The organism is Bacillus sp. AFS023182 (genome assembly GCF_002560575.1).
In the GTDB taxonomy this organism is placed as follows: domain Bacteria; phylum Bacillota; class Bacilli; order Bacillales; family Bacillaceae_G; genus Bacillus_A; species Bacillus_A arachidis.
In genome coordinates, this window is sequence record NZ_NTRO01000056.1 from 1 (window position 1) to 14,605 (window position 14,605).

The window sequence follows — 14,605 nt, forward strand, 5'->3', positions numbered from 1 at the left end:
TCGCTCATTTGCGACTTCCTTATGTTAACACTTTCATATTTCAATGTCAACTAAGTTTTTCAATTTCTTTTTTTCGCTTTCTGCGTTTCTCGCATCAGCGACGGTTATTAATTTACCATATATTAAATCATATCGTCAACACTTTTTAATAAAAAATTCTTTTTCTTACATAACGTGTGCACTCTTCCGCATTTGCTACTCTTCGAAACAAACAAAAGATAATTTTATATCTTTCTTCCATTGTTTTTTTTACGACATCATGTATTCTCTCGTCTGCAAAATCAAATAAAAGCTCATCTAGTTCCCTCTTCAATAAATATTCTATTTCTTTCTGTTCTTCTTTTGTAATCATAATCCCAAACAAACTATCACCTCAACAATTACTCATAACCACTAAAATCGAAACTCATACTATATCGTCCATTATATCCATTTCCTATAATGTTAATCTTTCAGTTCTCTTTTCAACTTTTTAAGCATATAAGTAACTGAAAAGGATTGGACAAAGGGGCGGAGTATTATGTTTTTCTTTTTTATAACAAGTAAACGTAAATTTAAGCACATTAGTTTAATTATTGTACTATCCTTATTTACAGCATGGCTTCTCTTTTTAAAGACATATTCTCATCAGTCTGCTTTTTCAACTGCTACTGGTCCAAAAGTCATTTACAAAGGTGATACCGCCAAAAAACAGGTTGCGTTAACATTCGATATTAGTTGGGGAGATAAAAAGGCAATTCCTATTCTTGATACTTTAAAAGAAAGAAACATTAAAAATGCGACTTTCTTCCTCTCTGCAGCATGGGCAGAAAGACATCCCGATATTGTTGAACGAATTATACAGGATGGTCACGAAATTGGAAGTATGGGATATAACTATACCTCTTATACTTCTTTGGAAGCGAACGAGATACGAAGAGATCTTTTACGCTCACAAGGTGTTTTTGCAAAACTTGGAATAAAACAAATCAAGCTCTTGCGTCCTCCTAGCGGGGAATTTAATAAAACAGTTCTCAAAGTAGCAGATTCTCTTGGATATACTGTTGTACACTGGAGTAATAATTCAAACGACTGGAAAAATCCTGGTGTAAATAAAATTGTATCTACGGTTTCTAACAATTTACGAGGTGGAGATATCATTTTATTACATGCTTCGGATTCGGCACTTCAAACAAATAGATCTCTACCGCTGCTCCTGCAGAAATTAAAAAGTGATGGCTATGGGCAAGTATCTGTATCACAACTTATTTCTAACACAAACGCAAAAAGTAAAGACATAAAATAAAATCTCTATCTTCTACTTTCTTTCGTTTCCCTAAATTTCGAATCAGATTCTTATTGCTTACAAATAACGAAATAAACATCCCCCCTATCAAAAATGGTACAACACCTCACTCAAAAGATGTTGTACCATTTTTCACGCTTATCCTCTTAACTAGCTGACTTACTTCTTTGTCCTATTAAACGATGTAATATGAGTAACTGATATGCATTACACAGTAAAAGTGGGATAACCATTAAATATAACCAATCAGTATCATTAATACGAAGCGCCGGTACCCATTCAAGAATTGTTACGACGACCATAAAGAATAAAGCAGGTATAAACGCTTTTTTATTCGTCTCTTTACTCTTTATATAAGCTACAATCGCTCCGAATATAAATAATATTCCAGCTACCAGAATATTATTCCCTAACGAAACATCCCCATTTGCGACGAGTACTGATCTTAAGTACACAAAATCAAACAGTACAAATGCAATAAAAATGAGCTGAACTGCATTCCAAAGAGAAGATGATCGGAACATTCCTAGTCCAAAACGATGAACCGTTAAATACGCAAAAAACCCCATTTGACTAATTACACTAAAAATAAAACCTACACCAAGTAACCAAAAAGAAATCATTAAAATTTCTTTAACGTCAAAATTTTGAAAAAATTTTGCGTACTTGTCCCATCCTAGAATAAAACCAATCAGGATTGTACTGATTCCTCCAAGCAGCAACGTCGTTAAAAATAGTCGTACCCATTTTCGGCTATTCACAACCCATCCCCCATTATTGATATATTTCTACTTAAATTGTATCAATGACAATTTCAAAAAGCTAGCCATGAACATGTATAAATTCCTCTAAGATATTTATATTAAAAAAGAGAACTGTGTTGAAAGGAGCTCCAGCTAATGAAACGGATGCTGCTCGTTTTAGTTTCTTCCCTTCTTTTTACTGTACTTGTTGCATGTGCACAAGGAAAAGAAGCGAAATCTGAATTAGATTACGACCAAACCAAAAAAATGATTGTCGATATTTTAAAAACCGATCAAGGGAAGAAAGCAATTCAAGATGTATTAACAGATGAGAAAATGAAACAAGCACTTATATTAGATGAAACTGTGGTCAAAAAAACGATTGAAGATGCAATGGTATCCGAAAAAGGGCAACAGCTTTGGGAAAAGCTATTTAAAGATCCTGAGTTTTCATCAAAATTTGCTAAAGGCATTGAAAAAGAACAAACAGCCTTAATGAAGACCCTATTAAAAGACCCAGAATACCAAGCAGGCGTTATAGAAATTATGAAAAACCCCGAAGTAGAGAAAATGATGCTACAAACAATGAAAAGCAAAGAGTATCGTCAATATTTGCAACAAGTATTAACAGAAACTGCTGAAAGCCCACTCTTCCAAGCTAAGATGATTGACATCATTAGTAAAGGCATTGAAAAAGCCGAAAAAGGTGGAGGAGCCGAGAAAAAAGAAGGTGGTGGAGAAGGCGGAAAAGGCGGATCAAAAGAACAAAAATAAAACAAATCTCTACACATAATAATTTCCCCACCTCTATATTTGGCGGGGAAATTCTCTACTCGTAGAGGTTTATTTTTGTTTAACTGATGTTCTATCAATAACTTGCTCAGCTATCGTCCGATAGATGACACCTGTTTTATGTGTGTCCTCGTATACAGATGGTGCAAAATCTTCTTTATTCCAATCTGGTTGTTGAAGTGGAATTCGTCCTAATACATCTGTTTGTAATTCTGCGGCTAATTTATCTCCTCCGCCTTTTCCAAACACATACTCTTTCTCACCGGTTGCTTTACTTTCGAAGTAAGCCATATTTTCAACAACCCCAAGAATACTATGTTCCGTACGGAGCGCCATAGCACCTGCACGAGCTGCTACAAAGGCCGCTGTTGGATGAGGCGTTGTTACAATAATTTCTTTACAAGATGGTAGCATTGAATGAACATCTAAAGCTACATCCCCTGTACCTGGTGGCAAATCTAACACTAAATAGTCTAAGTCGCCCCATTCCACCTCTGTGAAAAAATGATTTAACATTTTACCAAGCATTGGTCCTCTCCAAATAACAGGAGCATTGTCTTCTACAAAGAAGCCCATCGAAATTACTTTTACCCCTAAACGCTCCACAGGAATAATTTTATCCCCTCTTACGATTGGACGTTTTTCGATTCCCATCATATCAGGCACACTAAAGCCATATATATCAGCGTCAATAATACCAACTTTCTTTCCTAAACGAGCTAATGAAATGGCCAAGTTTACAGAAACTGTGGATTTACCAACTCCACCTTTTCCACTTGCAACTGCTAAAAATGTCGTTTTAGAATGCGGTGATAATAAAGATTGGCTTTCTTGCTCTTCCACTGGCGGCGCAAACTGTGCCAATTCGTCCTCTGTAAATTCGGCAAAACGTAAGCCAACCGTTGCTGCTCCAAGCTCTTTCACAAGCTTCACAATAGTAGCCTGCAATTGCATTTGTTCAGCAGTTCCTGTTTTTACAATTGCAATTTTAACACTGACATGCTCTTTCTCAGGCTTTACAGTTACCTCTTTAATTGCATTTGTTTCTTTTAACGTTTTATGTAGAAATGGATCCGCAATCCCTTCAAGCGCCTCCACTACCTGCTCTTTCGTTACCATAATCAGCCCAGCCCCCTGTATGAAAAAATAAAGTAATGTTACATAAATTGGGTTTGTTTATTTTCATTTTCAAAATAAATGCGTTTACATTTCCAGTATAACATATTTTCCGAAAACTTCGTTAACAAGAGCGATTCAAAAAATCCTCCTTATTCAGGAGGATTTCCTTTTTCCGTAAAATAACGTAGTATTCCACGGTATATTGCAGCTGCCACTTTTTGCTGATATTTCTCCGAATTCAACATATATCTTTCATTCACATTTGATAAAAATCCAGCCTCAATTAAAGCTCCCGGTGTTTTCGCATACTTAAGCAAATAAACATGAGAAATTGTTTTAGCTGAACGGTTTGTATTTTCTAGACTCGTTCTTAATTCAGCCTGTATAAACTTCGCTGCTCGTTCATTTTCAATTAAAGAGCGATAGTAAAACGTTTGTGCACCTTTTGACCCGCTACTCGGCAAAGCATTTAAATGAACGCTCGCAAAAAAGTCAACATCGGGCTTATTAATAATTTCTACACGTTTTTTGAGATCCTCTGCTTTGCGCCTACTATATGACTTTGTATCTTTGTCAGCTAAATCATAATCTCCCTCTCGCGTTAAAATAACTAATGCACCTTGTTCTTGTAAATAATCTTGTACCATTTTTGTAATTTCAAGCGTAATGTCTTTTTCTACAATATCTTTTCCACCAACCGCCCCTCCATCTGGTCCACCATGCCCGGCATCCAATACAATTACTTTCCCAGATAGGGGTAAGTTCCAAGCTCGCCATGATTTTGTAATTTGAAATTCTTGTTTCACCAAGAAAAACAGTACAACTGCAGCAAGCATAAAAGAGATAATTCGAATTCTCTTCATACCTTTCCTCCTCCAGCTAGTCCCTCTAATTACTTATATGGGACAAGAGGAAAATTTATGCTTCTCTTCTTAATGCAGCTTTAAACGATATCTTCTTTCACCCTTTTCGTAGCCTTCACGCCACCATGAACTAATAAATTGTTCACAGGATTCATACAGCGAATCCTCAGCGTTCGATTCTATCTCCCGCATGGTCATGCTTGTTAAAAATTGAAACAACATTTCCGTTAATTGCTGCTCTTCTTCTAAAGCTCTATATTTCACATCAAAAAAAGATTCACCATAATAGCCAAATTTACTATATCTCGCTCCTAATAAATACGATTCAATTCCAAGTTCAATACAATAATCCTCATACTGCCTGTGCAACTCTTTCATATCGAAGGCATCACGAATATTGGACCTTAGCGTTTTTAATGATAATTCACGAAGCATCTTCCGTTCATATTTCAACTGCTTTTCTTTTTGTTTTTCTTGTAAGCTAACAATGACATTCATAGTACTTATAAACCTCCCTAATACGTATTAGTCTAAACTTCTAAAGATGAAGCATACGTAGGAAGGTAGCACTAAAATATTCCAAGATATAATACATTAAAAAACCGGTATAAAACCTTTCCTTTCAAGTGAGAGAGCGCGTCCAGCTATGCATAGAAGCGATCAGATCCTCCCTCTGCCCCATGCCGAATTAAAACAAAGCGAAAAAACAAGTGCAAGTTATCTTTTGTTCTTCGTAGCAGCGCCTTATATGTTGAAAACTCAAAATGGATTGATATAGCTCCATTAAACATAATAAAAAACCCCAGCCAAAAAGCAGTCTGGTCTATGCTAATGATTTTCCCCCATATCCCCCTCCTTTAACTACTCTTAACTCCTTAATTAATGTCCATTTACTTATTGGACAAACACATATTTTCTTATCTCTTACACGTTTCTAGAATATTTGCCGTTTCAGCTTGATTGCAGAATGAATAAAGTAAATTAGCGATTTTAAATTGCAAAAAATATGAAAGGAATGTTCTGTAATTGGGAAATATTAAATCAAATTCTATTATGGGAAGTAAAGTATACCTCCCCACACCAGGTGTACAATCTTTTTTACCACGGCAGAAAACACCGCCTTTTCCAAAAAAGGTTATACAGAATGACGATGTCACAGCTCCAAGTATCATAAAACAGTTTAAAGGAGTAGATTATAACGGGTGGTTTCCGCCGGATACAATGGGCGCAGTTGGTCTTAATCATGTTGTAAATGTTGTAAATGGAGGAATATCGATCAACCAAAAGGAGGATGGTGCTGTTCTTACCACTACCACTTTAGATGATTTTTGGACCCCAACTGGAGTCATTACAGAAGGTACTTTTGCTTTTGACCCAAAAATCCTTTATGACAATTTATCCAATCGGTTCTTCATCATTTCGCTCGCGGGGGAAAGCTCTCCTAATTCCTGGCTGCTCGTGGGCGTGTCGAATCCTGAAGACCCATTTAACTGGGTATTCCGAGCAATTGATGCAGATATATTTAATAATATGCAGTTAGATACTTGGGCTGACTATCCAAGTTTAGGACTGGACAATACTCATGTCTACGTAACTGCCAACATGTTCAACAATGAGGGAAGTTATCAGGCAACTAAAATCTGGGTGTTCGAGAAGAGTCAGCTGTACTCGATGGATAGCATGACCTGGTATGAGTTCTATGAACCGCCTGGTGCATTTTTTACAACACAGCCTACTCAAGTGTTTGATCCAAATGTTTCAGTTCAGTACTTGATCTCACTAGCCAGTCTGGACAGTTTGCAGCTAAACCAAATAACATTTTCTAACGGGATACCTTTTTGGACACAACTTCAACAAATTACTATCGATTCACTTAGCGGCTCTGTCATACCAGGCGCTCTTCAAAAGGACTCCCCTCAATTGATTGACACAGGAGATACTCGCCTTTTGCAAGCTATTTATCGTAATGAAACAATTTGGACAACCCATACTGTACCTAGCCAAGACGGAAGCAGAGCAGAGGTTTCCTGGTATCAAATTGATCCGGAGATAAGCACCCCAATTCAACAAGGGCGAGTTCAACACAGCACACACGCCTATTATTATCCTTCTCTCGCCGTCAACTCCTCCAACCATATGGTAATCGGTTTTAGCGGATCATCCACGGACCTATTTGCAAGTGCCTTCTTCACAGGAAGACGTGCAAGCGATGCACCTGGCACAACAGAACAAGTTACCTTGCTTCAAGCTGGACAAGCTACCTACTTTTTAACGGATGGCATGGGACGGAACCGATGGGGAGATTACAGCGCAACATGCGTTGACCCTTCCAATGATCAGGAATTTTGGACAGTTCAAGAATATGTGGTTAGTCAAGACTTTTGGGGAACATGGTGGGGAGTCGTTAAGTTCCTTGAGTAGGAAGCAAAGGTCTACAATTAAATTTTTCTCTAAAAAGCTGGCGCAGGTATAAAGGAGGTACAAGAGCGATTGGGTCACTCTGATATACAAATGACGTTGAACATCTATACACATGTAACAGATACCCTAAAGGAGACCACAAAAATTCCAAAAATAATTGAACTATGATTTGTGGTGACCAGGAGTGACCCAAAAATATTTTCGTGATCAAAATGTGACCAAAACCCCTTTTCCACATAAAAAAAGACCCCCAAGCAAAAAGCTTGAGAGCCTTTGAAACGTCGATAATTAACGTTTTGAGAACTGAGGTGCACGACGTGCGCCTTTAAGACCGTATTTTTTACGCTCTTTCATACGTGCGTCACGAGTTAATAGACCTGCACGTTTTAATGTTAGACGGTATTCTGGGTCAGCTTTTAATAAAGCGCGAGAAATACCGTGACGAATAGCACCAGCTTGACCAGTGTATCCACCACCATTTACGTTTACAAGTACATCGTAGTTACCTAAAGTTTCTGTTGCAACTAGAGGTTGTTTCACTACTTCACGTAATGCAGCAAATGGGATATAGTTTTCAAAATCACGACCGTTAATGATAACGCGTCCTTCGCCTGGAACTAGGCGTACGCGCGCTACTGAACTCTTACGACGTCCAGTACCATAGTATTGTACCTGTGCCAAAGTAAGCCCTCCTTTAATTAATTATCCGCGAAGTTCGTAAACTTCTGGTTTTTGTGCTTGGTGTGGATGCTCTGCTCCAGCATACACATTTAATTTTTTAGACACTTGACGTCCTAAACGTCCTTTTGGAAGCATGCCTTTAATTGCAAGCTCTAACATTTGTACAGGGTAGTTTGTACGCATTTCTAGAGCTGTTCTTTGTTTAAGACCACCTGGGTGGTTAGTGTGACGGTAGTAAATTTTATCGTTTAATTTATTACCTGTTAAATGAATTTTCTCAGCGTTAATAATAATTACATGATCACCCGTGTCAACGTGTGGTGTAAATGTTGGTTTGTTTTTACCACGTAAAATGGATGCTACTTCACTAGCAAGGCGACCTAAAGTTTGACCTTCAGCGTCAACCACATACCATTTACGCTCAACTTCGTTAGCTTTTGCCATAAAAGTCGTACGCATGTGTTTCCCTCCTCGTTATCTTTTCCATAGAAAAAATCTATTGTTTATCTTAAACACGATTTCCTTCCGGGGCTAATCGTGGTTTTAGAAACAATACCATATGTTATGATATCCTTTTGAGATTCTAATGTCAAGCAAATGTTACACCAGGATTAGTTGTTATAGTTTACCTGCCATAAATAAAGTCCATGCCCTGGCACCATCTTCCCAGCAAAACGACGATCTTGTTTTTTTAAAATCTCTGGAATGCTGTCAGGATCAAGCTTTCCTTGTCCTACGCTAAGTAGCGTACCAACAATAATTCGCACCATATTATATAAAAATCCATTGCCTACAAAACGAAAAATTAATTCATCATCTTGTTCAATTAAATCTATTTCATAAATTGTTCGCACTTTATCTTTTTTGTCAGTTTTTGCCGAACAAAATGAAGTAAAATCATGCGTTCCAATAAAATAAGGAATTGCCTTCTGAATAAATTCTATCTCTAATGGATATGGATACTGATATACATAATTTCTACGGAATACATCAGCTGTTTTAGATAATAATACCCGGTAACGATATTCTTTTCTTTCCACACCATATCGTGCGTGAAAATCTTCTGTTTTTTTCTCTACCTGCAGGACCACAATATCATCTGGCAACATCGTATTTAAAGCATTGATCCATTGCCATTCTTCAAGGGATAATAATGTATCAAAATGAATCACTTGTCCTCTTGCATGAACAGTAGAATCTGTCCGCCCTGATGCCTGAACACGAACAAGCTCTCCTTTATGCAATTTTTGCAGAGCTTTCTCTATTTCTTGTTGAACAGTACGATGCTGCGGTTGAATTTGATAACCGCAAAAATTGATGCCATCATATGCAACTGTACATTTTATTCTTTCCATTTCTCTATTCTCCATTACGATCGCACCCATGCTAGAATACATGCTAAACAAAGTAAACTTACTATCGTTAACGTATCGCTTGTTTTCCAACGTAGCTGCCTAAATTTAGAACGTCCCTCACCACTTTGATACCCACGCGCTTCCATTGCAATCGCTAAGTCCTCAGCACGCTTAAAAGCACTAATAAAAAGCGGTACAAGCAAAGAAATAACCGCCTTTAATCGATCCTTTATCGGCCCACCAGAAAAATCAATACCACGGGATGCTTGTGCTTTCATAATTTTACTCGTTTCATCCATTAATGTTGGAATAAAACGAAGAGAAATAGACATCATCAATGCGATTTCATGAACAGGAACCTTTATACGCTTTAATGGCTTTAATAACGTCTCCATACCATCAGTAATTTCAATCGGTGTTGTCGTTAACGTCAATAAGGTCGTCATTAAAATAATGACGAAAAAGCGTATGGAAATGTATATCCCTTGTTCCAATCCTTTTTCATGTACCGAAAACCAACCAAGCTGAAGCAGTACATCCCCTTCTTTATTTGTAAAAATATGCAGAAAAAATGTAAAAAGAAAAATCCATAAGATTGGTTTTAAGCCCGAAAGTACATAACGAATCGGCACTTTTGCAAAAAATAAAGCAATGAGTGCATATAAAAATAAAAATCCATATGAAATCGCATTATTTGCTAAAAAGACAACAAATACATATAAAAAGACAATCAACAGCTTCGTACGTGGATCAAGTTGATGAATGAGCGACCTGCCTGGAATATATCTCCCAATAATCAACTGCTGCATGATTCATGACCACCTTTTCGTAACACCTGTACAACTTCATGAGTAAGATCCTCTAAAGATAAGGTAGCCTTTGGAATCGTAATACCAAATTTCTCTTCAATTGCACGTTTATACTTTAAAGACATTGGAAGATCCACACCGATTTGTTCTAATTCATCAGCATGTGAAAATACTTCCTCTGCTGTTCCTTGCAAAAAGACCGTTCCTTTATGCATAACTACAATTTGCTCTGCATACTTAGCGGCATCCTCCATATTATGGGTAACAAGGATTACTGTGAGCCCTTGCTCTTTATGAAGCTTATAAAACATTTCCATCAACTCTTGCTGTCCTTTTGGATCAAGTCCTGCTGTCGGTTCATCTAATACAAGAACTTCCGGTTCCATAGCAAGTACACCTGCTATCGCAACACGTCTCATTTGTCCACCACTTAACTCAAACGGAGAACGAGTTAATAATTCTGGATTCAATCCAACAAGCTCGATCGCATCTCTCGCTCTTTGCTTCGCCTTCTCTTCAGATACACCAAAATTTGAGGGCCCAAAACAAATATCCTTCTCAACTGTTTCTTCAAATAACTGATGCTCTGGAAATTGAAAGACAACCCCTACTTTTTTTCGTAGTGGTTTTAATTTCTTCTCTTTTTTTTGCGAGGAAATTAAATGCTCTCCAATTTGGACTGTACCACTTGTCGGCTGCAATAAACCATTTAAATGTTGAATCATCGTTGATTTGCCCGAACCAGTATGACCGATAATGGCATAATACCCTCCACTTGGAAACGACACGTTTACATCATAAAGCGCGCGTCTTTCAAATGGAGTTTTATATTGATAACGATGCTCTACTGTTTGGAATGTAATCTCCAAAGTTCGTTCACCAAGCTTTCCATTGTAAGATGCGTATTTTGCAGTGGAATTTTATTTCTTTTTAATAATTCTGCTATTTTTACTGAGAATGGTACATCTAGCCCGATTTCTCTAAGCATACGAGAGGATTTAAAGATTTGCTCTGGTGTACCTTCCTCTAATATTTCTCCCTGATTCAAAATGATAATACGGTCTGACTGTGCAGCCTCTTCCAAATCATGGGTAATTGATAGCACGGTAATACCTTTTTCATCAACAAGCTTCCTAACCGTTTCAATTACTTCACGCCGTCCTTGAGGATCTAACATTGATGTCGCTTCATCCAATATTAAAATGGACGGTTGTAATGCTAGCACACCTGCAATCGCCACACGCTGCTTTTGCCCACCGGATAATGAATGAGGTTCTTCGTTCAGAAACTCTTCCATTCGGACCATTTCTAGCGCTTGATTCATCCGTTCTACCATTTGCTCTCGAGGCATTCCGATATTCTCAAGACCAAATACAACATCATCTTGCACTGTTGTTCCAACAAATTGATTGTCTGGATTTTGAAATACCATACCAATTTGTTTTCGAATATCCCATACCGTTTCTTCGGATAAAATCATTGTATCATTTACAACAATCGTTCCTGATTCCGGCAAAAATAATCCATTTAATAATTTTGCAAGTGTAGACTTTCCTGAACCATTTTGTCCAATTACAGAAACCCATTCTCCCTCATATAAAGAGAATGATACGTCTTTTAATGCATAAAAAGTTGCCCCGGGATATTGAAATGATATATTTTGCGTGCGAAGTTTCTCTTTTTTCAATGCAAGGCACCCTCTCTCATTACTTTACCAAGTTAGCCCATTTTCTATATTTAAAAAAAAAGGGCCATGACCAGTTACTTGAAAAGAACTGTCCTGCCCTTTTAATCATCATTATACTAACTCGATAATTACCATTGGTGCTGCGTCTCCGCGACGTGGACCAATTTTTGCAATACGAGTGTATCCGCCTTGACGCTCAGCATAGCGTGGAGCTACATCAGCGAATAATTTTTGAAGTGCATCTTGACCAGTCTCAGCATTAGCAACTTCATTGCGGATGAAAGATGCAGCTTGACGGCGAGCATGAAGATCTCCGCGTTTACCTAAAGTGATCATTTTTTCCACTACAGAACGAAGTTCTTTTGCACGAGTTTCTGTCGTTTGGATGCGCTCGTTGATAATTAAATCAGTAGCTAAGTCACGTAACATAGCTTTACGTTGCGCACTTGTACGGCCTAATTTTCTGTATGCCATTCGTAGTTCCCTCCTTTGTTGATGAGTTTAAATCCTCAGTCGTCTTTACGTAAGCCTAAACCTAATTCCTCAAGCTTATGCTTAACTTCTTCTAAGGATTTACGTCCTAAGTTACGAACTTTCATCATATCTTCTTCTGTTTTGTTCGCAAGCTCTTGTACAGTATTAATTCCTGCACGTTTTAAGCAATTATAAGAACGAACAGAAAGATCAAGTTCTTCAATAGTCATCTCTAGAACTTTTTCTTTTTGATCTTCTTCCTTCTCGACCATAATCTCAGCATTTTGCGCTTCATCAGTTAAACCAACGAAGATGTTTAAATGCTCAGTTAAGATTTTGGCACCTAAAGAGATAGCTTCTTTTGGCCCGATGCTTCCATCCGTCCATACATCAAGCGTAAGCTTATCATAATTTGCCACTTGTCCGACACGTGTCTTTTCCACTTGGTAAGTCACACGTGATACTGGAGTATAAATAGAATCAATAGGAATAACTCCTATTGGTTGATCTTCGCTTTTATTTGCATCAGCTGGCGTATACCCACGGCCACGCTTTGCAGTTAAACGCACGCGGAAATGCGCATCCTTTGCTAACGTCGCAATGTATAAATCTGGATTTAAGATTTCAACATCACTATCGTGAGTAATATCAGCAGCTGTGACAATACCTTCGCCCTGTACATCGATTTCCAACGTCTTCTCTTCTTCAGAGTAGATTTTAAGAGCTAACTTTTTCAAGTTTAAGATGATCGTTGTAACGTCTTCTACTACGCCCTCAACTGTTGAAAATTCGTGTAATACGCCATCAATTTGGATAGCAGTTACAGCGGCACCAGGGAGTGAGGATAAAAGAATACGACGAAGGGAGTTACCCAAAGTAGTACCATATCCACGCTCAAGCGGTTCAATCACGAATTTACCATACTTAGCATCTTCGTTAAGTTCAACCGTTTCGATTTTCGGTTTTTCAATTTCAATCATTAACTAAACCCTCCTTCAAAACGTCGAAACCCCGGCTAAACAAAGGAAAAACCTCTGTCTAACCGAAAGTCCCCCTTAGGCAGTTCCCGATTGTGCACAACAAGCGATGTTTCTGTACGAAATTTCTCGATAATGCATCATATCCATTATAGACAAAAGGGAAAATTCTATACAGAAAAATTAAACACGACGACGTTTTGGCGGACGACATCCATTATGAGGAACTGGAGTAACATCTCTGATTGCTGTTACTTCTAGACCTGCAGCTTGAAGAGCACGAATTGCAGCTTCACGACCAGCACCAGGACCTTTTACAGTAACCTCTAAAGTTTTTAAACCGTGCTCCATTGCAACTTTAGCAGCAGTTTCAGCAGCCATTTGCGCAGCGAATGGAGTAGATTTACGAGATCCACGGAAACCAAGTGCACCAGCACTAGACCAAGAAAGCGCGTTACCGTGAGTATCTGTAAGTGTTACGATTGTGTTGTTGAAAGTAGAACGAATATGAGCTACACCAGCTTCAATATTCTTTTTCACACGTTTTTTACGAGTGTTTGTTTTACGTGCCATTGTTAGTTCAACCTCCTTTACTTATTATTTCTTTTTATTTGCTACTGTACGACGTGGACCTTTACGTGTACGAGCATTGTTTTTAGAGTTTTGACCACGAACTGGTAAACCACGACGGTGACGAAGACCACGGTAAGAACCGATCTCCATTAGACGTTTAATGTTAAGTGATACTTCACGACGAAGGTCTCCCTCAACTTTAATACGATCGATGATATCACGGATACGTCCTAATTCGTCTTCCGTTAAATCACGAACTCGTGTTTCTTCAGAAACACCAGCTTCAGCAAGAATTTTTTCAGCAGTTGTGCGACCAATGCCGAATACGTAAGTTAAAGAAATAACAACGCGTTTGTCACGAGGAATATCTACACCTGCGATACGTGCCATTCCGAATGCACCTCCTTCTGATTAACCTTGTTTTTGTTTATGTTTAGGGTTTTCACAAATAACCATTACTTTTCCACGTCTACGAATAACTTTACATTTTTCGCAGATTGGTTTAACTGACGGTCTTACTTTCATGTCTCGAACCTCCTTAAAGATTACGGAGTGCTATATTATTTAAAACGGTACGTAATACGACCACGATTTAAATCGTACGGAGATAATTCTACCGTAACTTTGTCTCCTGGTAAAATACGAATGAAGTTCATACGGATTTTACCAGAAACGTGAGCCAATACGACATGCCCATTCTCTAATTCTACTTTGAACATAGCATTTGGCAACGTTTCAAGAACGGTACCTTCGACTTCAATTACATCATCTTTAGCCATTCAATAGTTCTCCCTTCTTCAAATCAGTAACATTTTACACTGCTCTG

General features: G+C 38.0%; 20 protein-coding genes and 1 pseudogene. 4 read left to right on the forward strand and 17 right to left on the reverse strand.

The genetic code is table 11. From position 1 onward, the window contains the following. Nucleotides 1-145 precede the first annotated feature (145 nt). Nucleotides 146-364, reverse strand: coding sequence for a hypothetical protein (locus tag CN288_RS21105; RefSeq protein ID WP_090694416.1), 219 nt, complete (start codon nt 362-364; stop codon nt 146-148). 156 nt (nt 365-520) lie between these two features. Here CN288_RS21105 and pdaB point away from each other — a divergent pair, with 156 nt between their 5' ends. Beyond that, nucleotides 521-1,285 (forward strand): polysaccharide deacetylase family sporulation protein PdaB, encoded by a 765-nt coding sequence (gene pdaB / locus CN288_RS21110; RefSeq protein WP_026593392.1) that lies wholly within the window; start codon nt 521-523, stop codon nt 1,283-1,285. Nucleotides 1,286-1,431: 146 nt separating this feature from the next. On the opposite strand, the gene CN288_RS21115 is transcribed toward pdaB, so the two are convergent. Next, nucleotides 1,432-2,046, reverse strand: a complete 615-nt coding sequence (locus CN288_RS21115; RefSeq protein ID WP_026593393.1) for a KinB-signaling pathway activation protein — start codon at nt 2,044-2,046, stop codon at nt 1,432-1,434. 138 nt (nt 2,047-2,184) lie between these two features. On the opposite strand from CN288_RS21115, the gene gerD reads away from it, so the two are divergent. Continuing rightward, nucleotides 2,185-2,802 carry a spore germination lipoprotein GerD gene (gerD, locus tag CN288_RS21120; RefSeq protein ID WP_026593394.1) on the forward strand — a complete coding sequence of 206 codons (618 nt, stop codon included), beginning with the start codon at nt 2,185-2,187 and terminating at the stop codon, nt 2,800-2,802. A gap of 69 nt (nt 2,803-2,871) precedes the next feature. On the opposite strand, the gene CN288_RS21125 is transcribed toward gerD, so the two are convergent. The 3 genes from CN288_RS21125 to CN288_RS21135 all read right to left on the reverse strand — a co-directional run bounded on the left by CN288_RS21125 (nt 2,872) and on the right by CN288_RS21135 (nt 5,300). Beyond that, the gene (locus CN288_RS21125; RefSeq protein WP_090694419.1) at nt 2,872-3,939 is read right to left on the reverse strand and encodes an Mrp/NBP35 family ATP-binding protein; all 1,068 of its coding nucleotides are present in this window, start codon (nt 3,937-3,939) and stop codon (nt 2,872-2,874) included. 149 nt (nt 3,940-4,088) lie between these two features. After that, complete coding sequence (gene cwlD / locus CN288_RS21130) at nt 4,089-4,802, reverse strand: N-acetylmuramoyl-L-alanine amidase CwlD (protein WP_026593396.1); 714 nt, start codon at nt 4,800-4,802, stop codon at nt 4,089-4,091. Between the two features lie 69 nt (nt 4,803-4,871). Then, on the reverse strand, nt 4,872-5,300 hold the full coding sequence (locus tag CN288_RS21135; protein WP_026593397.1) for a DUF2521 family protein: 429 nt from the start codon (nt 5,298-5,300) through the stop codon (nt 4,872-4,874). A 528-nt stretch (nt 5,301-5,828) separates the two neighbouring features. Between CN288_RS21135 and CN288_RS21140 the strand changes: the two genes are divergently transcribed. Both CN288_RS21140 and CN288_RS21145 read left to right on the forward strand, forming a co-directional pair. Then, the gene (locus CN288_RS21140) at nt 5,829-7,223 is read left to right on the forward strand and encodes a hypothetical protein (RefSeq protein WP_098303056.1); all 1,395 of its coding nucleotides are present in this window, start codon (nt 5,829-5,831) and stop codon (nt 7,221-7,223) included. A gap of 33 nt (nt 7,224-7,256) precedes the next feature. Continuing rightward, nucleotides 7,257-7,391, forward strand: a pseudogene (locus CN288_RS21145) (tyrosine-type recombinase/integrase); the annotation flags it as partial. A gap of 120 nt (nt 7,392-7,511) precedes the next feature. On the opposite strand, the gene rpsI reads toward CN288_RS21145, so the two are convergent. The 12 genes from rpsI to infA form a co-directional block, all read right to left on the reverse strand. Further along, nucleotides 7,512-7,904, reverse strand: a complete 393-nt coding sequence (gene rpsI, locus CN288_RS21150; RefSeq protein WP_000079986.1) for a 30S ribosomal protein S9 — start codon at nt 7,902-7,904, stop codon at nt 7,512-7,514. A gap of 21 nt (nt 7,905-7,925) precedes the next feature. Then, the gene (gene rplM / locus CN288_RS21155; RefSeq protein WP_001260793.1) at nt 7,926-8,363 is read right to left on the reverse strand and encodes a 50S ribosomal protein L13; all 438 of its coding nucleotides are present in this window, start codon (nt 8,361-8,363) and stop codon (nt 7,926-7,928) included. A 152-nt stretch (nt 8,364-8,515) separates the two neighbouring features. Then, complete coding sequence (gene truA, locus CN288_RS21160; RefSeq protein WP_090694449.1) at nt 8,516-9,259, reverse strand: tRNA pseudouridine(38-40) synthase TruA; 744 nt, start codon at nt 9,257-9,259, stop codon at nt 8,516-8,518. Between the two features lie 14 nt (nt 9,260-9,273). After that, nucleotides 9,274-10,068, reverse strand: a complete 795-nt coding sequence (locus CN288_RS21165; protein WP_090694430.1) for an energy-coupling factor transporter transmembrane component T family protein — start codon at nt 10,066-10,068, stop codon at nt 9,274-9,276. Further along, a complete protein-coding gene (locus tag CN288_RS21170; RefSeq protein ID WP_026593401.1) occupies nt 10,056-10,937 on the reverse strand; it encodes an energy-coupling factor ABC transporter ATP-binding protein in 882 nt (293 codons plus the stop codon). The genes CN288_RS21165 and CN288_RS21170 overlap by 13 nt, the downstream gene beginning before the upstream one ends. After that, nucleotides 10,913-11,755, reverse strand: coding sequence for an energy-coupling factor ABC transporter ATP-binding protein (locus tag CN288_RS21175; RefSeq protein ID WP_026593402.1), 843 nt, complete (start codon nt 11,753-11,755; stop codon nt 10,913-10,915). Before CN288_RS21175 ends, CN288_RS21170 begins: the two co-directional genes overlap by 25 nt. Before the next feature lie 111 nt (nt 11,756-11,866). Further along, nucleotides 11,867-12,229 carry a 50S ribosomal protein L17 gene (gene rplQ, locus CN288_RS21180; RefSeq protein WP_000331491.1) on the reverse strand — a complete coding sequence of 121 codons (363 nt, stop codon included), beginning with the start codon at nt 12,227-12,229 and terminating at the stop codon, nt 11,867-11,869. A gap of 35 nt (nt 12,230-12,264) precedes the next feature. Next, nucleotides 12,265-13,209 (reverse strand): DNA-directed RNA polymerase subunit alpha, encoded by a 945-nt coding sequence (locus CN288_RS21185; RefSeq protein WP_000569645.1) that lies wholly within the window; start codon nt 13,207-13,209, stop codon nt 12,265-12,267. 180 nt (nt 13,210-13,389) lie between these two features. Then, entirely contained in the window at nt 13,390-13,779 is a 390-nt protein-coding gene (gene rpsK, locus CN288_RS21190; protein ID WP_000101801.1) for a 30S ribosomal protein S11, read from the reverse strand. Between the two features lie 24 nt (nt 13,780-13,803). Further along, nucleotides 13,804-14,169 (reverse strand): 30S ribosomal protein S13, encoded by a 366-nt coding sequence (gene rpsM / locus CN288_RS21195; protein WP_000090789.1) that lies wholly within the window; start codon nt 14,167-14,169, stop codon nt 13,804-13,806. Nucleotides 14,170-14,190: 21 nt separating this feature from the next. Further along, nucleotides 14,191-14,304, reverse strand: coding sequence for a 50S ribosomal protein L36 (rpmJ, locus tag CN288_RS21200; RefSeq protein WP_000868344.1), 114 nt, complete (start codon nt 14,302-14,304; stop codon nt 14,191-14,193). Between the two features lie 35 nt (nt 14,305-14,339). After that, nucleotides 14,340-14,558: a translation initiation factor IF-1 gene (gene infA, locus CN288_RS21205; RefSeq protein WP_001029884.1), complete on the reverse strand. Its 219-nt coding sequence runs from the start codon at nt 14,556-14,558 to the stop codon at nt 14,340-14,342. Nucleotides 14,559-14,605: the final 47 nt, after the last annotated feature.